Annotated in this window: 17 protein-coding genes; 6 read left to right on the top strand and 11 right to left on the bottom strand. The window is 66.2% G+C overall.

Features of this window, described 5'->3' with window-relative positions; genetic code table 11:
• The first annotated feature begins 62 nt into the window (after window positions 1-62).
• On the top strand, window positions 63-1,010 hold the full coding sequence (locus tag AC4GYS_RS06640) for a homocysteine S-methyltransferase family protein (protein WP_491108302.1): 948 nt from the start codon (window positions 63-65) through the stop codon (window positions 1,008-1,010).
• Window positions 1,011-1,057: 47 nt separating this feature from the next.
• Window positions 1,058-1,438 (top strand): cupredoxin domain-containing protein, encoded by a 381-nt coding sequence (locus AC4GYS_RS06635; RefSeq protein ID WP_491108301.1) that lies wholly within the window; start codon window positions 1,058-1,060, stop codon window positions 1,436-1,438.
• Window positions 1,439-1,445: 7 nt separating this feature from the next.
• On the opposite strand, the gene AC4GYS_RS06630 is transcribed toward AC4GYS_RS06635, so the two are convergent.
• Window positions 1,446-1,844 carry a low affinity iron permease family protein gene (locus tag AC4GYS_RS06630; RefSeq protein WP_491108300.1) on the bottom strand — a complete coding sequence of 133 codons (399 nt, stop codon included), beginning with the start codon at window positions 1,842-1,844 and terminating at the stop codon, window positions 1,446-1,448.
• A gap of 208 nt (window positions 1,845-2,052) precedes the next feature.
• Between AC4GYS_RS06630 and AC4GYS_RS06625 the strand changes: the two genes are divergently transcribed.
• The 3 genes from AC4GYS_RS06625 (at window position 2,053) to AC4GYS_RS06615 (ending at window position 7,009) form a co-directional block, all read left to right on the top strand.
• A complete protein-coding gene (locus AC4GYS_RS06625; protein WP_491108299.1) occupies window positions 2,053-3,138 on the top strand; it encodes a glycosyltransferase in 1,086 nt (361 codons plus the stop codon).
• A gap of 954 nt (window positions 3,139-4,092) precedes the next feature.
• A complete protein-coding gene (locus AC4GYS_RS06620; protein WP_491108298.1) occupies window positions 4,093-6,585 on the top strand; it encodes an ATP-dependent helicase in 2,493 nt (830 codons plus the stop codon).
• 280 nt (window positions 6,586-6,865) lie between these two features.
• Window positions 6,866-7,009: a hypothetical protein gene (locus AC4GYS_RS06615; RefSeq protein WP_491108297.1), complete on the top strand. Its 144-nt coding sequence runs from the start codon at window positions 6,866-6,868 to the stop codon at window positions 7,007-7,009.
• A gap of 30 nt (window positions 7,010-7,039) precedes the next feature.
• Here the strand turns inward: AC4GYS_RS06615 and AC4GYS_RS06610 are convergent, their stop codons facing one another.
• The 8 genes from AC4GYS_RS06610 to AC4GYS_RS06575 form a co-directional block, all read right to left on the bottom strand.
• Window positions 7,040-8,707 carry a DEAD/DEAH box helicase gene (locus AC4GYS_RS06610; protein WP_491108296.1) on the bottom strand — a complete coding sequence of 556 codons (1,668 nt, stop codon included), beginning with the start codon at window positions 8,705-8,707 and terminating at the stop codon, window positions 7,040-7,042.
• A 46-nt stretch (window positions 8,708-8,753) separates the two neighbouring features.
• On the bottom strand, window positions 8,754-9,680 hold the full coding sequence (locus tag AC4GYS_RS06605) for a methyltransferase (RefSeq protein ID WP_491108295.1): 927 nt from the start codon (window positions 9,678-9,680) through the stop codon (window positions 8,754-8,756).
• Window positions 9,681-9,711: 31 nt separating this feature from the next.
• Entirely contained in the window at window positions 9,712-10,602 is an 891-nt protein-coding gene (locus tag AC4GYS_RS06600) for an iron-containing redox enzyme family protein (RefSeq protein ID WP_491108294.1), read from the bottom strand.
• 74 nt (window positions 10,603-10,676) lie between these two features.
• Window positions 10,677-12,047 (bottom strand): PEP-CTERM-box response regulator transcription factor, encoded by a 1,371-nt coding sequence (gene prsR, locus AC4GYS_RS06595; RefSeq protein WP_491108293.1) that lies wholly within the window; start codon window positions 12,045-12,047, stop codon window positions 10,677-10,679.
• A complete protein-coding gene (prsK, locus tag AC4GYS_RS06590) occupies window positions 12,044-14,107 on the bottom strand; it encodes an XrtA/PEP-CTERM system histidine kinase PrsK (RefSeq protein ID WP_491108292.1) in 2,064 nt (687 codons plus the stop codon). Before prsK ends, prsR begins: the two co-directional genes overlap by 4 nt.
• A gap of 97 nt (window positions 14,108-14,204) precedes the next feature.
• On the bottom strand, window positions 14,205-15,512 hold the full coding sequence (locus AC4GYS_RS06585) for an amidohydrolase (protein ID WP_491108291.1): 1,308 nt from the start codon (window positions 15,510-15,512) through the stop codon (window positions 14,205-14,207).
• Between the two features lie 42 nt (window positions 15,513-15,554).
• Entirely contained in the window at window positions 15,555-16,184 is a 630-nt protein-coding gene (locus AC4GYS_RS06580; RefSeq protein WP_491108290.1) for a DUF4893 domain-containing protein, read from the bottom strand.
• Between the two features lie 10 nt (window positions 16,185-16,194).
• Window positions 16,195-16,980: a 3-hydroxybutyrate dehydrogenase gene (locus AC4GYS_RS06575; RefSeq protein ID WP_491108289.1), complete on the bottom strand. Its 786-nt coding sequence runs from the start codon at window positions 16,978-16,980 to the stop codon at window positions 16,195-16,197.
• Between the two features lie 96 nt (window positions 16,981-17,076).
• On the opposite strand from AC4GYS_RS06575, the gene ypfJ reads away from it, so the two are divergent.
• Entirely contained in the window at window positions 17,077-17,970 is an 894-nt protein-coding gene (gene ypfJ, locus AC4GYS_RS06570) for a KPN_02809 family neutral zinc metallopeptidase (protein WP_491108288.1), read from the top strand.
• 41 nt (window positions 17,971-18,011) lie between these two features.
• Here the strand turns inward: ypfJ and AC4GYS_RS06565 are convergent, their stop codons facing one another.
• Together AC4GYS_RS06565 and AC4GYS_RS06560 are read right to left on the bottom strand one after the other, a co-directional pair.
• Complete coding sequence (locus tag AC4GYS_RS06565) at window positions 18,012-19,001, bottom strand: NADP-dependent oxidoreductase (protein ID WP_491108287.1); 990 nt, start codon at window positions 18,999-19,001, stop codon at window positions 18,012-18,014.
• Window positions 19,002-19,112: 111 nt separating this feature from the next.
• Complete coding sequence (locus AC4GYS_RS06560; protein WP_491108286.1) at window positions 19,113-20,504, bottom strand: DUF2171 domain-containing protein; 1,392 nt, start codon at window positions 20,502-20,504, stop codon at window positions 19,113-19,115.
• Window positions 20,505-20,532: the final 28 nt, after the last annotated feature.

The following is a 20,532-nucleotide window of genomic DNA, read 5'->3' as shown; positions in this document are numbered from 1 at the left end:
TACAGCGCCCGCTGCTCTGCGGCTAATCGATCGGCCAACTTCCAGCAGGGGCAGGGTTTATCATGAACTATCTTCCGCAGTTGAACCGCATTTTCCTGACCGACGGCGGGCTCGAGACCGACATGATCTTCAACCGCAAGATGGAGCTTCCCTTCTTTGCGGCCATCGACCTGCTCGGAAGCGCAGCGGGCAGACAGGCCCTCGACCGCTACTTTCGGGAGTATCTTGAGCTCGCCCGTACCCACGGCGCCGGCCTGGTGCTGGAAAGCCCGACGTGGCGCGCAAGCCAGGATTGGGCCGAGGCCCTGGGGCTGACCCCGCAGGAACTGGACGGGCGCAACGCCGAGGCGATCCGGCTGCTTCATGCTCTTCGGCTCGAATATTGGCCGCTGGGCGTGGCAAGCGTGATCAGCGGTTGCATCGGGCCACGCGGAGACGGCTACGATCCCGGCCGAATCACCACGGCGGAGCAGGCCTTCGCCTACCACCACCGGCAGGCCGCTGCACTGGCCGCGGGCGGGCCGGACATGATCTCGGCCATCACCATGACCAACGTGCCCGAAGCGATCGGGATCGCCAACGCCGCCCGCTCGGTTCAGCTTCCGGCCGTGATCTCCTTCACGGTGGAAACCGACGGGCGGCTGCCGACCGGTGACACGCTTTCCGGCGCAATCGCCGAGGTCGATGAGGCCACCGGCGGTTACCCGGTCTATTACATGGTGAACTGCGCCCACCCGACCCATTTCGCCGACGTTCTGGCCAGCGGCGAGGCTTGGACGCGACGCATTCGCGGCATTCGCGCCAACGCATCGCGGTGCAGTCACGCCGAGCTGGATGACGCAATCGAACTCGACATCGGCGACCCGCAGGACCTGGCCCGTCTGTACCGCGACCTTTGCGCAGTCCTGCCCGGCCTCACGGTTCTCGGCGGCTGTTGCGGCACCGATATCCGCCACCTGGCGCAGATCGCCGCCACCTGCGTGAAGCCCGCCTTGGCGGAAGCCTGTTGAAGCGAAATACGCTACAATGAGGACGCCTCGTTGGAAGGAATTCAGACATGAACTGGCTTCATTCGGCCCTTGCGGCTGGACTCGTCATTTCCGGCGCTGCAACATCGGCCCAGCCGACCCCTCCACCGACCGTCACGGTTGTCATGAGCAGCTACGCCTACGCTCCGGCTCCGCTCACGCTGACCGCCGGTCGACCGGTCCGGCTGCAGTTCCGGAACATCGCGGGCAAGAGCCACGACTTCACCGCGCCGGAGTTCTTCGCCAAGGCGCGCATGCTCTCCGGCAGTGCCCCGGGCGGCAAAATCACACTCGGCGCCGAACAGACGACGGTCGTGGACCTGGTTCCCGCTGCCGGCACCTATCGGGTGCATTGCAGCAAGTTCCTCCACTCGGGGCTCGGCATGAAAGCGCAGATCGTCGTGCGGTAAGGATTAACTAGCGCCGTGCGATAAGCCGCTCGATGGCATGGTGATGGGCTTGCTCGTCGCCGGCCAGCCGTTCCAGCACGGCACGTAGTCCGACCAGTTCCTGTTCGGACAGGTGCTCGATCCCGATGAAGGCGTTACGCGCCGCCTTGTTGGCGCGAATGAGCTCGTCCAGCTTTGCCTGGATTGCGGACGCATCGCGGTTCTGCGCGTTCTGGATCAGGAACACCATCAGGAACGTGACGATCGTGGTGCCGGTGTTGATAACCAGCTGCCAGGTGTCGGACCAGCCGAAGATCGGGCCGGACAGCGCCCACAGCAGGATGATCGTAAAGGCCAGCACGAAGGCCCACGGTTGCCCCGCCGCCGCCGCGACCCGCCCGCTGATCCGTTCGAACAGTCTGTTCATTGCCGCCTGTCCCCCTGCCAAGGGTCCAGCTTGCCCCCAATCGGAACTTCCCTGCAAGCTGGCGCGCTATTCTTTCCTTGCCTAGGGTTCCGACCTGGATCGGGAGCGCAATAATGCTTGGGTACGGGCCTTTCGAACATTGCCGCGCCGGCCTTCCCGGTCGCGAGCCAGAAGCCGCCTGCGGTCACGCGACTGCGGCCCGGGCGGAATGAGGCGCGAAAGGCTTGCAATTCTCCTGCACGATTTTGCGGGGGGCGGCACCGAGCTCGTCGCTTTTCGAATGGCCAGGCTGTGGGGCGAGCAGGGGCGGCAGGTCAACTTCATCTGCGGCAACCCCGGCGATCCGCTGCACCGGACGCTCCCTCCCGGGGTGAGCCTGATTCATCCGCCGCAACCCATCCCGCGCGGTGAAGGGTCGCGGCTGCGGCTGGGGCAGGCCGCTGCCGAGATCTGCCGGCAACGCGACATTGAGGGATTGTTCATTCCCGGGAATTTCTATTTTCCGGCCCTGGACGGCTTCACCCACAAACGCCGGGATGAGAAACCCTTCATCGTCTGCAAGCTCAGCAGCAAGCTCGACCGACCGGACCGTCCCTTCTTCCGGCGGTGGGGCGCGCTCAGGGTGAAGCGGAAGCATCTGCGCAAGGCGGATGCGGTCATCGCCATGTCTCCGGCGCTCGCCGAGGAAGCGCTGCGGCTTCTCGGACGGCTGCCTCTCCAGGTCATTCCCGACCCCATCCTCGATCCCGAACGCGATCGTCCGACCGGCGACAGCGTTCCCAGAAGCGGCCTTGTGACCGCGGGACGTCTGGATCCGGCCAAGGATTTCGCGCTGGCGATCCAGACCCTGTCGCATTTGCGCGATCCAGTAATGACGTTAACGATTCTCGGTGGCGGGCCAGAGCAAGCGGCGCTCGAACGACAAGCGCAAGACCTTGGCCTGACCGAACGCGTCTTCTTTCCCGGCCGCATGCTCGACATCAAGCCGTGGCTGAGGAGCGCTCAGGCCTTCCTGCTTACCTCGCAGTTCGAAGGCTATCCGGCGGTTGCGGTCGAGGCCCTCTCCCAGGGAACTCCGGTCGTTGCCACGTACTGTTCGCCGGCAATGCGCGAGATCGTCAATTCGCCGGCGCGGGGCGAGGTCGTGGCGTCCTCACGCCCACAGGATCTCGCCCGTACAATCGATCGGGTGCTCGCCCGCCCATTGCCGGCAGCGGCCGACACGGAGGATTTGTGGCGGCTGCACGACATTGACACCGCAGCCATGCGATACCTGCAATTGTTCGACAGCTGACCACGGCGCTTGGAGTGCGCTCGCCGCTTCCTGAGCGCGCAACCCTCGCCCGTTCAGCGCACAGCCAAGACTGGCACATGCGAAATGGGGGCTGGCATTGCTGCCAGCCCCCACTGCGCCGAGCGTTGGATTTGCCGGTGTTCCTTGCCGATCGCACCCTTGCGGGGCATTCGTCCGGATCCTTGCGCACCAGCTCAGGCGTCGCGTTGTCGAAAAGCCATGTCCTTTCATCAAGGACCCTTTCCCCGCCTGTCTCCTCCGGTCCCTTGCGGGTGCCGGTATCCTCAAGCGGTTCCGCCGTCGCTCGCCCCGTCTTCCGACCATGGAGGATTGCTCCTCCTTACCGGAATTCGTTTCCGCCCCGAGGGGCTTGTGAGCAGCCCTTCCGTCTTGCGACGTCCAGGCTTCGCTTCGGCTGTCTCCGGTTCCGGCCGATCCAGCGCTGCTCTTTCGAGCGGCATGCCTTCACTTGCCGGTCCTTCGACCCGGTCATCCCGGGCTCGTCACCCGTTCGACCTAACCTTTCGTTCCGCGGCCCTTCTTGGGACGATCGCTCACCGTGCCGTCCTGACGATCCTTGCGGACCTTCCGACTTGCCTGGCGAGGAAGATCATCTCTTCCGGCGCCTCTTGCCGACCATGCTCCGGATGTTCCCGGGCCTTCTGGCCACGACATCCTGGGGAAGCCGTCGCTGAACTGACCACATGTTCATTCCGTCGCCTTGCCGGCGGAGATCGGATGCTTGTCGTTCCTGCCAGCGTCTGCCTTTCGGCGTGTTCCGGCCGGGGCGTCTGCTCCCGATCACCCATGCAAGGTGCGCTCAAAAGTGAGTCGCGCAAAGCGAAATCTTTCTCGGCTCGTCTGTGGATAACGGGGATATGACGCATAACTGTTCCGCTTCCGCAACCTCCCTCGCGGTTGCCGTTTCGTTCTCCTCAGCCTACCTCCCGAATCGTGTCCGAAGTCCCCGCCCCCACCGCCGACCCCGCCTATCTGCAAGGCTTGAACGAGCCGCAGCGCCAGGCCGTGCTCACGACCGAAGGCCCGGTCCTCGTCCTCGCCGGGGCGGGCACCGGCAAGACGGCCGCGCTCACCGCCCGGCTTGCGCACCTGCTCGCCACCCGCCGCGCCTGGCCCAGCCAGATCCTCGCCGTCACCTTCACCAACAAGGCCGCGCGCGAGATGAAGGAGCGGATCGCGCACATCACCGGCGGCGCGGTGGAAGGCATGCCCTGGCTCGGCACCTTTCACTCCGTCGCCGCCAAAATGCTTCGCATCCACGCCGAGCTCGCCGGGCTGCAGTCGAGCTTCACCATCCTCGACACCGACGATCAGCTGCGGCTCTTGAAGCAGCTGATCGCCGCGGCCGACCTCGACGAGAAGCGCTGGCCGGCCCGTCAGCTGATGGGCTGCATCGACCGCTGGAAGAATAAGGGCTGGACGCCCGAGCACATCGACGTGGGCGAGAGCGAAGCCTTCGCCAACGGCCGCGGGGGCGAACTCTACCAGCAGTATCAGGACCGCCTCCGCACCCTCAACGCCTGCGACTTCGGCGACCTCCTGCTCCACATGCTCACCATATTCCGCAAGCATCCGGACGTGCTGGAGCAATATCGCGACCGCTTCCGCTATCTGCTGGTGGACGAATATCAGGACACCAACGCCGTCCAGTACGAATGGCTGAAGCTGCTGGCCGAACCGCGCCGCAACCTGTGCTGCGTCGGGGACGACGACCAGTCGATCTACTCGTGGCGCGGGGCGGAGGTCGCCAACATCCTCCGCTTCGAACAGGACTTCCCCAACGCGACGGTGATCCGGCTGGAGCAGAACTACCGCTCCACCCCCCACATCCTCGGCGCCGCCTCCGGCCTCATCGCCAACAACTCCGGCCGCCTCGGCAAGACGCTGTGGACGGAGCTCGACGTCGGCGACAAGGTCCAGGTGGTCGGCGTGTGGGACGGCCCGGAGGAGGCTCGGCGCATCGGCGACGAGGCCGAGGCGCATCAGCGGGACGGCGGCTCCCTCAACGACATCGCTATCCTCGTCCGCGCGCAGTTCCAGACCCGCGAGCTGGAAGACCGCTTCATCGCCATCGGCCTCCCCTACCAAATCGTCGGCGGTTTCCGCTTCTACGAGCGCGCCGAGATCCGCGACGCCCTCGCCTACCTCCGACTGGTGCAAAGCCCGGCGGACGACCTCGCCTTCGAACGCATCGTCAATACCCCCAAGCGCGGGCTTGGCGACAAGGCGGTCCAGCGCATCCACGCCGCCGCCCGCGCCACACGCCAACCCCTGCTGCTCGCCGCCGCGCAGATGCTCGACAGCGACGAGCTCACCCCCCAGGCACGGCGCAGCCTCGGCCGCTTCGTCGGCGATTTGGCCCGCTGGCGGGAGATGCACCTAAACAGCTCCTCTCCCTTGGGGGAGGTGGCAGCGCGTAGCGCTGACGGAGGGGTACCCCCTCAGTCGGCTGCGCCGACAGCTCCCCCAAGGGGGAGCAGCAGCGGCGTCTTCGCGGCAGCCGCCGAACTCACCAAGGGCAACCGCTCCGCCCCCCACGCCGAGCTCGCCAAAATCATCCTGGAAGAGTCCGGCTACACCGCCATGCTCCAGGCCGAGCGCTCCGCCGAAGCCGCCGGCCGGCTCGAAAACCTCACCGAGCTTGCTCGGGCGATGGAGGAATACGAATCCCTCTCCGCCTTCCTCGAGCACGTCAGCCTCGTCATGGACAACGACGCCAACCGCGACGGCGAAAAGGTCACGGTGATGACCATCCACGCCGCCAAGGGGCTGGAGTTCCCGATCGTCTTCCTCGCGGGCTGGGAGGAAGGCGTCTTCCCCTCACAGCGATCACTGGACGAAGGCGGCCTCGCCAGCCTGGAGGAGGAGCGCCGCCTGGCCTATGTCGCCATCACCCGCGCCCGCCGCCGCGCCACCATCCTCCACGCCGCCAACCGCCGCATCTACGGCCAGTGGACCAGCTCCATCCCGTCGCGCTTCGTCGCCGAACTGCCGGACGAGCATATCGAACAGGAAACCACCATGACCGGCGGCGAGAGCCTCTGGCGCGCCCAGTGGAGCGAACGCGAAGACCCCTTCGCGCATCTGGCCTCCGGCGCAAGCAACCGCGCTAGCACGAGAGGTCCAGGCTACCAGCGGGCCGCCGGCCTCGGAAATTCGGATGCGGCGGCAAGCTTCCGGGCGCAGCTGAACGACCGTTCCGGCCGCCCGCAGCTAAGCCGCTACACCACCCAGCCGATCGAAGCCAAAGCCTCCGCCGTCTCCCTCGGCAACAAAGGCCGCGCCGACCTGGCCCTCGGGCAGCGCGTCTTCCACGGCAAGTTCGGCTACGGCACCATCGCCATCATCGAAGGCAATAAGCTGGAGATCGACTTCGAGCATGCGGGGCGGAAGCGCGTGCTGGATAGTTTTGTGAGTGTGGGGTGAGCGGCTCGGCTATTCGTGTAGTGTCCACTTAGAGCCCGCCGCGCCCATGATGGACGTTTGCGCCGGCCTAGACGATGCCGGTAATCGGACGTTCGTTCAGCGAGTTCAGCCTTCACGCATTCTTCGCTTTCTAAGCTTTGCTCAAGAACGAGGCTTTGGTGGAAACGCCAACCCTTCGTAGCTAGCTTGATCCAGAGTGCAGTCAACTAGTTCAAGGAATTTCGGCTTGGTTAAGCCGACTTGTCGAGCCATCTGCCCCAGAAGGCTATCACCAATAGTCTTGTATGAGCTGCCCCCGCTCATCATCGTTTTCACGCGGCTGATGATCGCCGCGCTGATCCCCGCCACCCGCGATCCCGCCGAACGCGCCCGCATGCGCGACGCCCGCGATACCCTCCCAGGCTTTGGAAGCGATTTGCCGTGACCGGCACATCGACGGGACGTACCCGTCACCTTATCGCCGCGGCGGGCCCTTGCGCGGTCCCTTCGGTCCCCGCGGGCGCGGCGGTCCGCCGCCGGCCGCGATATGCTCGGTGGGAGAGGTGCTCGGCTCCACCAGGATGCCGTCCTGGGCCATCGCCGCCGAATTGCGGCGCAGCGATTTCACGAAGTTGGGCACCGACTTGGCGCTCACCTCGAAATAGGTCTCATTAGCTGCCATGCGGATCGCGCCGATGTCATTGCGCACCACATGGCCGATGCGGCAGATCAGCGGCAGCAGCCAGCGCGGGTCGGCCCCGTGCCGCCGCCCGGCATTGATCTTGAACCAGCTCGACCCCTCGAACCCGGCGCGGGTCCGTGGTTCGCCCTCGGCGCTGTCACCCAGAATGTCCTCCGGCGCGGGCAGCTTGGTCGCCAGGGCCTTGACCAGCGCGGCCGCCACCGCGTCCGGACCCAGTTCGGTCAGCAGCTGCGTGGCCAGGGCCCGCTCCTCCTCCTCGACCTCGACCGGCGCGCGGAGCTTGTCCAGCATCCGCTCCCGGTCCCGGCTCTTGATCTCCTCGGCGCTTGGCGGCGCGATCCACTCGACCGGGATGCGCGCGCCCTTCAGCATCATGTCGACCCGCCGCCGACGCATGTTGGGCACGATCAGCACCGCCGTGCCCTTGCGTCCGGCCCGCCCGGTCCGGCCGCTGCGATGCTGCAGCGCCTCCGCGTCGCGGGGCAGTTCGACGTGGATCACCAGGCTGACCGACGGCAGGTCGATGCCGCGTGCGGCAACGTCCGTCGCGACCAGCACCCGCGACTTGCCGTCGCGCAGCGCCTGCAGCGCGCGGTTGCGCTCGTTCTGCGCATGCTCGCCCGACAGGGCCACCGCCTCGAACCCGCGCTCGGTCAGGCTGCCGTGCAACCGCCGCACCGCCTCGCGGGTGGCGCAGAACAGGATCGCCGTCTCCGCGTCGTGGAAGCGGAGCAAGTTCACCACCGCATGCTCGATATCCGGCGGCGCCACCGCCACCGCCTGGTATGCGATGTCGCCGTGCCCCTGCGCATTGCCGATAGTCTCGATCCGCAGGGCATCGCGCTGGTACCGCTTGGCCAGCGCCACGATCGGCCGCGGCATGGTGGCGGAAAACAACAGCGTCCGTCGCCCGTCCGGGGTCGCGTCGAGGATTTCCTCCAGCTCTTCGCGGAAACCCATGTCCAGCATCTCGTCCGCTTCGTCCAGCACCACGGCCTTCAGCGCCGACAGGTCCAGCGCCCCCCGCTCCAGATGGTCGCGCAGGCGGCCGGGCGTTCCGACCACGATGTGCGCGCCGCCCTGCAATGCGCGCCGCTCCTTCAGCGGGTCCATGCCGCCGACACAGGTCACCACCCGCGCGCTCGCCTCGGCATACAGCCAGGTCAGCTCGGTCGAAACCTGCAGCGCCAGTTCGCGCGTCGGGGCGATCACCAGCGCCAGCGGTTCGCGGCTCCAGGGCAGCTTGCCGTCGTCCAGCAGCTCGCCCGCGAACGCCAGTCCGAAGGCGACGGTCTTGCCCGAACCGGTCCGGGCGGACACCACCAGGTCGCGGCCGGCGGCTTCGGGAGCGGACACGGCGCTCTGAACTTCGGTCAGCGTGTCGTAACCACGCGCGGCAAGGGCCTGCGCAAGCACAGCGGGCAGATTATCGTGGGGCATGTGGCCGCCCTTAGCCGCGAATTGCGGCCACGGATAGGCGGCGTTCCTACGCCTTGCAAATCACGGCGCCGACCGCGGCGATCCGCTCCACCCCGGCTTCGGCGTAAACCCTGTTGTCCAGTTCTTCGCCGAACACATCCGGATCCAGCTCTTCATAGCGCAGGGTGCAACCGGCCTCGTCGATCGCTTCGGACAGGGCCGTCAGCAGCGCATCCTCGCCGTTGACGATGGGCGAGCCGGTGTAGAGCAGCATCGTACCGCCCTCCGCCAGGCGCGCCGCGCCCTCCCTTGCCCAGTCGAGCGACGTGCGGGCGCCCAGCATGTCGCCACCGTCACGATAAGCCCGGCCCTGCGGGTCGGCGACATAAGGCGGATTGGCGATGATCAGGTCGACCTCGCCATCCACCGCCTCCAGCCCGCCGTTCACTAGGGCGACCGTGATCCCGGCCGCGGCGGCGTTCGCGGCCGCGATGTCCAGCGCGTTCGCGTTTATGTCGGTCAGGCTGATTCGCTCGGGCTCCAGCATCAGCGCGGCGCTGATCCCCGCCGCGCCACTGCCGGTGCCAAGATCGACCAGATGATGGACCTCGTCCGGCGCTTCGGCCTCGACAAAGCGCATGAACCGATAGGTGTCCGGCCCGAAGAAGACGCTATGCTGCTGGTCCGTCGGGAAAGCCGAGTGGAGGAACAATCGCCCGTCCAGGGTCGATACCCGCACCGCGCTGCGCAACGATCCGCCTTCTGCTTCCAGCACGCCTGCGTCGCGCATCAGTTCCGGCAGTGGTCCGGGTAGCAGCCCGTCGGCGAACGGCATGCTCCACCCGAACACATCCCTGAGGTCGCGGGCCTGCTCCCCCTTACGACGCTGCAGCACCCGTTCATGGGTTTGCGGGGTCACAGTGGTGAAATCATATCCCAGGTCGTCCAGCTCACGCAGCAGGGCGACCAGCGCGGCGCGTTGGTCCTCGGTCATGCGAGGGCTTTAGCGGGTGGGTGGCGGCTGGCTAGGCCCAGAGTTCCCGGCGATAGCGCTCAAAGCAGCGCTTGCCGGCCGTCAGCCGCATCAGCGCACCTTCGGCCATTGCCGTGGCGCGTCGCGGATCCTCCGTGACCAGCGGCAAGATCGCCTCCTTGTTCCACTCCTCGCTGTGCTTGACGTCGAGTGTGGCATGCAGGTCGAAATAGCGGCGCGTGGGCGCGTCGAGGCCAAGCCGGCGCATGCCCCGACCGGTCGCCGCCGAACGGGCGGGCGCCGTGAGCTCGATCGCGCCAAGCGCGCCGACCGAATGCCAGGCATAGCGCCGGTTTGTCGCCATCGCGGTCATGGAGTTGGCCAGCGCCAGGCTTTCCCACACCGTCGACTCGATGCTCGGCTCTAGCCCAAGTGTCTGCACGACATAATGCAACATCGGGCCATGCATTCCCTTTGGATTGCCGCGTCCCATCTCATCCCAATAGTTGCGCGCCAACTCCAGCTTGGCACGATCGGGGATGCGGACCTGCGTCAATGCGACAAGGTCATCGAAGCCCGCCTCCCCGGCGGCTTCCTGCGTCAGATACCATTTCAGTTCGTCGAGGGACGCCTGATGCTCGATCCACTCGAACAGCGGATCATGCTGGCCTGGGCCATTCGGCTCCAGGTCCTCGAACCAGGCGATGAAGCCGTCCGGGTCGGTCGGCGCCATCGCCGCCTGCTCACGCACCTCCGACCGGGCCTCTTCCAGGAAACCCAGTTCCAGCCGAGCCCAATTGAAATCGCGCTCCAGAGCACCGGGATTTTCGTCCGGGAACGCCGGCGCGAGCCGATCCCGGTTCCAGTGCGCAAGTGCCTGCTGGAACCGATCGTTGAGAAATTGCGAGCTTGTGTTCGGCTCTGACTTGAAGCGGGTCGCCACGTGCTGTTCCGATACAAAGGGATTTGCATCGAATAGCGCTCCGGTCAGGCGCTGGTTCCCCGTCCTAACCTCGATCAGGCCGAAAGACGGTACTGTTTCAGCAGGTCATACAGGGTCGGACGGCTAATCCCGAGCAGCTTTGCGGCGCCCGAGATATTATGCTCCGTCCGGACCAGGGCCTGGTGGATCGCTCGCCGATCGGCAGCCTCCCGGGCCGCGCGCAGGTTGATTGCCAGCCCCTCCCCCTCGACGGCCGGCGCCCGAAGATCGAGGTCGGCGGCCGTAATCTGCTTGCCGTCGGCCATGATCACCGCCCGCTTGATGCGGTTTTCAAGTTCGCGGACATTGCCGGGCCAGGCATGCCCGTCGATCAGCGCCACTGCATCGGGGGCAAGGCCGGCCACCGGCCGCCCGAGTTCACGAGCGAATCTGGCGACGAAGTGGCGGGCCAGCAGCACCGCATCGCCCGGGCGTTCGGACAGGCTCGGGATCGGGATCACGATCTCGGCCAAACGATAGTAAAGATCCTCGCGGAACCGTCCGTCCGCACACATCGCGTCCAGATTCTGATGGGTTGCGCATACGACCCGGGTGTCGACCGCAATGGGCGCACGGCCGCCGATCCGCTCGATCACCCGCTCCTGCAAGAATCGAAGCAGCTTGACCTGCAGCGGCAGCGGAATGTCGCCCACCTCGTCCAGAAACAGAGTGCCGCCCTGCGCCAGCTCAATCTTGCCAGGGGTCGTCTTGATCGCACCGGTGAACGCGCCGCGCTCGAACCCGAACAATTCGGCTTCCAGCAAATTCTCGGGGATCGCCGCGCAGTTGATCGCGATGAAGGCGCCGGCGGAACGTGGACTTTTCTCATGGACCGCGCGCGCAAGCAGTTCCTTGCCGGTCCCGCTTGCACCGAGCAGCATTACCGACACGTCCGCTGGCGCGACCCGCTCCACTGTGCGCGCCACCTTCAGCATCTCCGGCGCCGCGGAGATGATCGAACCGAGGACGGTGGTGCCCGCGCCCACGCCCTCCGCCAGCCGGCGGTTCTCCGCCTCGATGTCGTGCAGGTGGAAGGCCCGCGCCACGATCAGGCCAAGCTCATCGATATCAACCGGCTTACGGTAAAAGTCGTAGGCGCCGAGCGCGATCGCCTTGAGGGCGCTTTCGCGGGCGCCGTGTCCCGACGCGACAATCACCTTGCTATCTGGCTTCACGCTCAACAGCTCGGTGAGGCAGGCGAAGCCTTCTGCCGTTCCGTCCGGGTCGGGCGGCAGCCCGAGGTCCAGCGTGACCACGGCGGGCTCGTGCAGCCGCAACATGTCGACCGCCTCCGCCCGCGTGCCGGCAATCACGACCTTGTAGCCGTCATAGGCCCATTTCAGCTGCCGCTGCAGGCCTTCGTCGTCCTCGACGACCAACAGGACGGGTAGCTCGGTGTCGCTCATGCGGTCATGCTTTCCGGTGTTGCGCCCGCCGCGGGCAAAAGAATGGAAAAGTGCGTTCCGGCACCCGGCCGGCTGGTGACGGACAATTCACCCCCCATCGCCAGGACGAGCGCGCGGGCCTCATAGGCGCCGATCCCAAAGCCGGAGTCCTTGGTCGAGGCGAACGGCTGGAACAGGCGGGAGCGGACGAATTCGGCGTCCATTCCGCAGCCCTTGTCGATGATCTCGACCGCGACCTGCTCCCCCGCTGCGCTGACCCGGATCGTGACGGGCTGGTCGGGTTCGCTGGCGTCCAAGGCATTCTGGACGAGATGGGAGATCGCCTGCTCGAGGCCGGCCGCATCGCCGCGGACCAGCAGCCCGGTCGGGCCCAGCAGCCGCACTTCGCGTCCGCCCTTGCGGGCCGCCACCACCGAGGTCAGCAGCGACCGGAGAGAAAACACGGCACTGCCGGGAGTCCCCGCCGTTCCGGCCTTTGGGGCCAGTCGGGTCAGCAGATCATTCATCTTGCCGACCGAACTTTTCAGTGTCGCCACCATGTCGGCGCGGAATTCCGGATTGTCCGCATGGCGCTCGGCATTGCGGGTCAGGAGGCTCAGCTGACTCACCAGATTCTTGATGTCGTGAAGGATGAAGGCGAAACGCCGGTTGAATTCCTCGAACCGCTGCGCATTCATCAGCGCCTGCTGGCCATGCGCCTCGGCCAACGACGAGGCCGCCTGCCGGCCGGCGGTGCGGAGAAGGTCGAAGTCCTCCCAATCCAGCGGGCGGCGATGGTCCGGTGCAGCCATCAGCACCAGCCCGATCGCGCGGTCGCGGTGGATCAGCGGAACGCCCGCCCATAGCCGTTCCTCGTCGAGCATCGCATCGGGCACCGGAACGGCCGCTTCGCCAATACCAGCGCGAACCGGATCGAACTCGACGATGCGTCCCTCCGGCGCGAGGTCCTGCCAGAACGCTTCGATTTCAGTTCGAGAGCCAAGCGGCGGCAGGCGGTTCGGCCAATTCCAGCTGGCCTCGATCGCAAATCCGCTTTCGTCCATGCTCAGCAGCAAGCCCGCGGGCGCGTCGACGATATCCGCCAGCGCCTTGATTACGCGCTCGGCCAAGGGCGCATCGGAACCGCTTCGCCCCAGCGTTCCGGCGAAGCGAAGCCACTCGGACCGATAGTCATAACGATGCTCGAACAGATGCTTGGCGACCTTGACCTTCAGCCACGCGCGCGCTTTGGGCGAGGGCAGCAAGACGAGCGCGGCGACCGTCATCGCTGCGAGCGCCAAGACGGCCAGGCCCCTGGCCCATTGCCAATCGCTGTTGTCCAGCACGGTCGCAAGCACGGCCATCACCACGAAGTAGGAGCAGATCCCCAGCAGGGAGAGCGATTGGAAGGTGGCTGCCCGGGACAGGCTGAAGCGCCAGCCGTTTTTCTGGTTCATGCCGAGCGCGAACAATGGCGCAATCGCCGCGATGAAGGCACCGCGAGCATCATAAAGGCCGCGGCTCAACACTGGATCGATAGAGTTGAAGGTGTAAAGATTAAGATCGTAGATCCAGGTCAGGGCCAGCGCGAGCATGACGAGGCGGATCGATGTCCGGGTCGAAGTCGCGGCTTGGCCGTAAAGATTGTGCACCAGCACCAGCGCTCCCGCCGCTGCTGTGAGACGCAGCACGGTCGCGGTCTGGCCGAGCCCCGCACCGCCGTCCGAACCCGCGCGAAGGGGGGTGAGCAGATCCAGGACGAACTGCAGCGCCAGCACGGCGGCCACCGCCGCATAGACCAGCCGGACACCGCGCAACTGGCGCTCTTCTTCCTGCCGCATGGCCGCCAGCGCGTAGAGCAGTCCGATCCATATGAGGTTGCGGGCGGTTTCCGCGTGACCGGCGAGCAGGCCCTGCGGCGCAATGGCGGTCAGCCAGCCCCAAGCGGCGGTCAGCAGAAGCCCGGCCAGGAGGACGCGCTGCACCGGTGCCCGAACCCCGTCCCGCAACTGCCAGATCAGGAGCGCGGCGAACATCAGCGCGGCCAGCGCATGGCTCCAGAACGAGAGCAGCGCGCTCACGTCCGGCACCGGATTGTCAGAATAACCGACATGCCGAGCACTGTCGGTAGAATTTACAAATATACTCCTAACGCCCGCGGGCGAGCGCGCGACTTCGCTACTTCTTCAATATGTCCAGGGCGGCGAGTGTCATGGCTTCGCTCGCCGTCGCGATCACGGCTTCGGCGTCGGGCGCCCAGAAGGGCGAATGGAGCGAAGGAAGCCTGGCCGCGTCACCGCCCGCCGCCTGCCATTGCTGCGCGGGGGTCCCGCCGACCCAGAAGATCAGGCTTTCCATGCTCTTGTCGGCCAGCCAGAAGCGGCTGAAATCCTCGCCGCCCATAACGGCCGGCACCTTCTTCACCCGCTCCGCGCCGAAGCTGGCGGTGAACAGCTCGAGCGCGCGATTGGACAGCCGGTCGGTGTTGAAGGTGGACGGCGTGAACATCTCTTCGCGCACCGTCACCACCGGCATGCGGTCCTCCGGCATTCCCGCAGCGATGGCTTCACCCCGGGCGATTCGACGGATCCCGTCGAGCAGCAGCTTGCGCACTTCGGGGGTGTAGCTGCGCACCGTCAGTTGCAGCCGCGCTTCGTCCGAGATGATGTTGTGCTTGGCGCCGGCCTGGAAGCTTCCAACCGTCACCACCGCCGGATCCTGCGGGCTGTTCTCACGGCTTACCAGGGTCTGCAACGTGGTCACGATGCGGCTGGCAAGGACGATCGGGTCCTTGGTGGTCTGCGGATACGCGCCGTGGCCGCCGACGCCCTTGACGGTGATGTCGACGCTGTCGACGTTCGCCAGTGCATAGCCGGGCGTCACTCCGATGGTGCCGGCTGGCAATGCGGCCGCGTCGTGAAAGGCAATCACCGATGACGGTTTCGGAAAGCGGCTGTAGAGGCCGTCGTCCAGCATCGCCTTGGCGCCCTCGCCGGTTTCCTCGCCCGGCTGCAGGATCATCACCAGCGTGCCTGACCACTGTGCCTTCATGGCCGCAAGCCGGCGCGCAGTGCCAATGAACGCCGCCATGTGGGTGTCGTGGCCGCAGGCGTGCATGACGCCCGTTTCCACGCCGGAATTCGCCTTGGCCCGCGTTTTGGAGGCGTAGGGCAAACCGGTCTGTTCGATGACCGGCAGGCCGTCCATGTCGGCCCGGATCATCAGCACCGGCCCAGCCCCATTGGCCATGACCGCGACCACGCCGGTCTTGCCGACCTTGTCCGTCACCTTGAAGCCCAGCTTGCGAAGTTCCGGCGCCAGCCGTGCGGGCGTCTTCACCTCCTGCATCGAGAGCTCGGGGTTGGCGTGCAGTTCCCGATACAGGCTCATCAGCTGCGGCATGTCCCCCTGCACCGCCTCACGGACGGTAGCGGCGGAAGCAGGTGCCGCAATGATTGCGGCGGCGGCAAGGAGGAGGATCTTCATGCCTCTTTGTACTCCGGCACAAGCCGCGGTCCAGCCACTCATTCAGGGGGATGTCGGAACCAGCTCCAGCACGTCCACCAGACTTTCGAACCGCGGATAAGGCATCACCAGCCGCCAGCGCGCCGGCCCGATCCGCTCGACATAGCCGGCCAGATCGCGGTCGCGGTCGCCGCCGTACTGCATTGCCCGGGACTCATCACCCAGCACCAGCGTGCCGAGGAAAACCTGCCGCAACGGACTATCGGGAAAGATCAGGCCGACCTGGCGCTGCGACCCCGACAGCTTGGCAAATCCCTGAAGGTCGCGCTCCTGCCTGATGCGGCAGCGGAAGGCGGGATAGGCGATGTAGTCCAACAGTCCGCTGCTCTTCGCGCCGACCTTGATCACCCGGCAGCGATATTCGCCGTTGGGAATGGGCCCGCCGCCCAGCGCCGCATCCGGCTGCAGCAACGGGCCTTCGGCGCGAATGCTGGCCGCATGCCCGGCCCGCTCTGCTTGCCGAAGCGCCCGAAGCCAGGCCTCGCGCCAGTCCCGCAACCGCGCGCGATCCTCGTCGGTCACGACTTGTCGCCAGTCCCGGACGGCGGCTGATCCCTCAAACTCCGGGCGCCCCGGGACCGCGCATCCGGCAAGCGGCGCCACGGCGGCAAGCAGAAGCAACAGGTTACGCATGTCCGGCAGCCTATTGCGCTGTCCAGCCCCCGTCCATCGACAAGTTGGCACCGGTGATGGAGCCGGCCTCGGGCCGGCACAGGTAGAGCGCCAGGCTGGCGACCTCGACCGGCTCGACGAAGCGCTTGGTCGGCTGGGCGGCGAGCAGAACATCGTTCATCACCTGCTCGCGGGTCAGGCCGCGGGTCTTCATCGTGTCCGGGATCTGCGCCTCGACCAGCGGGGTCCAGACATAGCCCGGGGAAATGCAGTTCACCGTGACACCGTCCCGCGCCGCCTCCAGCGCGACCGACTTGGTGAAGCCGGCGACGCCATGCTTGGCGGCGACATAGGCGCTCTTGTTCGGGCTCGCGACCAGGCTGTGGGCGCTGGCGGTATTGATGATCCGGCCCCAGCCGCGCTGGCGCATGGACGGCAGGCACAGCCGCGTCGTGTGGAACACGGCCGACAGGTTGATCGCGATGATCGCGTCCCACTTCTCCGGCGGGAAGTCGTCCACCGGCGCCACATGCTGCACGCCCGCATTGTTGACCAGGATGGAGGGTGAGCCAAGCTCGTTGGTGCACAGCGCCACCATTTCGTCGATGGCGTGCGGATTGGACAGGTCGGCGTCCGAATAACCCGCCTCGTCGCCGGCGAGCGTCGAGAGTTCCTGCCGGATCGTTTCGATCTCCGCCTTGTCGCCGAACCCGTTCAGCATCACCCGCGCGCCTTCGGCGGCCAGCGTCCGCGCGATCGCCAGGCCGATGCCGGAGGTCGATCCGGTAACCAGCGCAACCTTGTCTTTCAGAAGCATGCTATAGTCCTCCACTCACACGGCCTGTTGCGCGCCGCCGATTGGTTTGCAACCGTTACGGGTCCCGAGGCATTTGCGTCGGCAAGGGAGACAAGAATGCGGCTCGACGATCCTGGCAGCAGCGACAATTTCATCGACCGTACGGGACAAAGCGGCGGATCGCCGCTGCTGGGCGGTGGCGGCGGGCTCATCGGGCTGTTCCTGCCGCTGATCCTCAGCCGCTTCGGCATCGTCGGCATCCTGATCCTTGCGCTTGGCTATTGCGCCCTTTCCAGCATGGGGGGTGGCGGCATCCTGTCCGGCGGGGGCAGCAGCACGCAGCAATCCGCCCCCGGACAATCGCGCCTGTCGACAGAAAATGAGCGGCTGTTGACCAGCGTTCTGGAATCGACCGACCGAACCTGGGGCGCGCTGTTCCAGCGAGCGGGACAGCGATACGCGGAACCGCGTCTGGTCGCCTATACGGGTGGCACCCAAACGGCGTGCGGCCTCGGCCAGGCAGCGATGGGACCATTTTATTGCCCGGGCGACCAGAATATCTACATCGACCCGGCCTTCTTTAATGAGCTCAGCCAGCGCTTTGGTGCGCCCGGCGACTTCGCCCAGGCTTATGTGATCGCGCATGAGGTCGGGCACCACGTCCAGAATCTCGAAGGTACGCTGGACCGGGCGAGCCAGGCGCAGAGCCGGTCGAACACGGTCGCCGGCAATCAGGTGCAGGTCGGCGTCGAACTACAGGCCGATTGCTACGCGGGGGTCTGGGCCGCCAATGCCCGCAACGCTGATGGCAGCGCGATCATCGAGGCGGGCGACATCGAGGAAGGGATGCGCGCGGCCGAAGCCATCGGCGATGACACGCTGCAGCGCCAGACGCAGGGTCGCGTCGTACCGGAAAGCTTCACCCACGGCTCCTCGGCCCAGCGCATGGAAGCCCTTCGCCGCGGCCTCAGCACCGGCAATCCGGCAAGCTGCAACTACAACCAGGTGTAAGCGATAGGCGACGAACCCCGGCTTCGCGCCGGGGTCGTGCTTTACAAGCGAACCAGCATCTTGCCCGTATTGGCACCCGAAAAGAGGCCCAGGAACGCGTCCGGGGTCTTCTCCAACCCGTCCATCACCGTATCCCGGCTCTTGACCTGTCCGCCGGCGACCCACGGCCCCATCTCGCCATAGAATTCGGCCATGCGCGGCATGTAGTCGGTGTAGATGAAGCCTTTGAGCATGATCCGCATCGCGATCACGCGCATGATGTAGCGGAAGCACATCGGCTCGGCGGCATTGTAGCCCTCGATCATGCCGCAAATGGCAAAGCGCGCGTCCTTGCGGGCGTGGGCGAAGGCGGCGTCGAGATGGTCGCCGCCGACATTGTCGAAATAAACGTCGATGCCCTTCGGCGCGGCCTCGGCCAGGCTCTTCACCAGCGGCCCGGCCTTGTAGTCGACCACCGCATCGGCACCGAGCGAGCGGACAAATTCGCACTTCTCGGCCCCGCCGGCCGAGCCAATTACCGTCATGCCCCTGGCCTTGGCGATCTGCACCACCGCCGACCCGACCGCGCCGGCGGCGGCCGACACGAACACGATGTCGCCCGCTTTCGCCTGCGCCGCCTCGAGCAGGCCCCAATAGGCCGTGCCGCCGGTGAGCCCCAGATTGCCGAGGAACGCCTGCGGCTCCACGCCCGGAATTTGCGGCAGTTTGTTCAGCGCACTGCCCGGCACGACCGCCTCGTCGCGCCAGCCGGCCATGTGCAGCACGCGATCGCCGGGCGCGAAGTTCGGATCGCGGCTCTCGACCACCTCGCCGACCGCGCCCCCCTCCAGAGGTTCGCCGATCTGGAATGGGGGAACGTAACTCTTCACGTCATTCATCCGGCCGCGCATGTAAGGGTCCACCGACAGCCACTGGTTGCGGACATGGACCATGCCTTCGCCAAGCTCGGGCAGGGCGATGTCCTTGAACTCGAAATTGTCGCTGGTGGGCAGCCCGGACGGGCGGCTCTTGAGGTGCCAGGCGCGGGGCATGTCGGATCTCCTGTTGCGGGTACTGCTGGGCTCTAGGCTTTCGCGCTCAAACGGAAAAGGCCCGGCCGCCTTTCAGCGGCCGGGCCTTCCTCAGCACCAGGATATGGCGCTTCAGGACGTCTTGCTGTCGTCCTCGTAGGTGCCGGAGAAGCTGCGATCCAGCATGTGCGGGCCATCGCTGCTCGAGGACGTCGTCGAACGCTGCTCTTCGCGCATCCGCTCGGTGCGATCCTCGTCGCGGTCGCTTCCGAAAAGACCGCCCAGGATCCCGCCGCTCGAACGGCTGCGATCGTCCTCGCGCTCTTCGGTCAAGCGGCTGCGGATGCTGTCCTTGGTGCCGGACAGATAGACCTTGTTGTCCTCGACCTTCTCCAGCAGCGTGCAGGAGAAGCTGCGATGGACGCCGCCGGCTTCAGGGTCGTTCTTGGTCAGGATGACCTTGTCACCCCGAACCTTGTCGACAGTGCCGATGCGCTCGCCATTCTGGTCGACCACCTCGGCATGCTCCTGAATGGAGTTCAGCATCTGCCGCTTGGTCTGCTTCTGCTGACGCCAGCCCGAGAATTCATTCTCGAACTTGGACTGATGCTCGCGCCGATAGTCCTCGTAATCATTGTCGAGGTCTTCGATCTGACGCTGGCGCCAGCTCGAATAATGATCGTCGTGCGCGCTGCGACTGCCGCCGAACGCCGCCGCTCCAGCCGCTGCGGCGCGGCCCATCATGCCGCCGCTCTGGCGACGGCTGTCGTCATCGCCCCAGCCGCCATAGTTGTAGCGCTGCCCGCCCGAGCGGTCGCGGTCCTGGTCCTGGCTGAAATCCTGCCGGCCATATTGCTGCTGGCCGTAGTTCTGGCTGCCCATGCCCGAGCGGCTGCTCTGGCTGGAGCCGCGGCCATAATCGCCGGTCATCGGCCGGTAATCGTCGTCGCGATCGCGGCCGCTGCTGCTGCCGAAGAATGCGCCGCGATCGCGCTCATAGTCGCGCCGGAACTCGGACCCTTCGTCATCGCGGCCGCGCGACTGGAAGCTGCCGCCACCGGTCTGACCATAGCCAGATGGATAGCGCGAGCTCTGCCGCTCATAGCCGCCGCCACCGAAGCCGCCGCTTTCGCCGCCACCGCGACCATATTGATTGCGATAATCGGCCTCGTCACGGCCACGGCCGTAGCTGCTGGACTGACCGCCGCTGAACAGGCTGCCCCGGTCGAAGCCGGAGCGCTCATCGTCGCGCCCGCGGTGATCGGAAGAGCCGCCAAAACCACGCTGCTCGCTGCGCTCACGGCCTGGGCCGTAGCGGCTGCTCTCATTGTGGCTCATGCGGTCGTCCTGGTGACGCCGGCGCTCCGCTTCCTCATCGCCGAACCAGCTCTGCACCTCGTCCCGCGCGCGCTCGAAAAAGCCGCGGTCGTCATCCCGTCCACGGCCTTCGCTGCCGCGATAGCCGCGCTCGCGCTGGTCATTGTCACGCCAGCCGCCTCGGTTCTCATACCGATCGTAAGCCATTACAACTCCTCCAAAGGGTCATGCGGCC

This window comes from Sphingomonas sp. SP1 (genome assembly GCF_058313395.1).
Note: the sequence above shows the minus strand (reverse complement) of the source record. Positions and strands in the feature narration are given on the sequence as shown.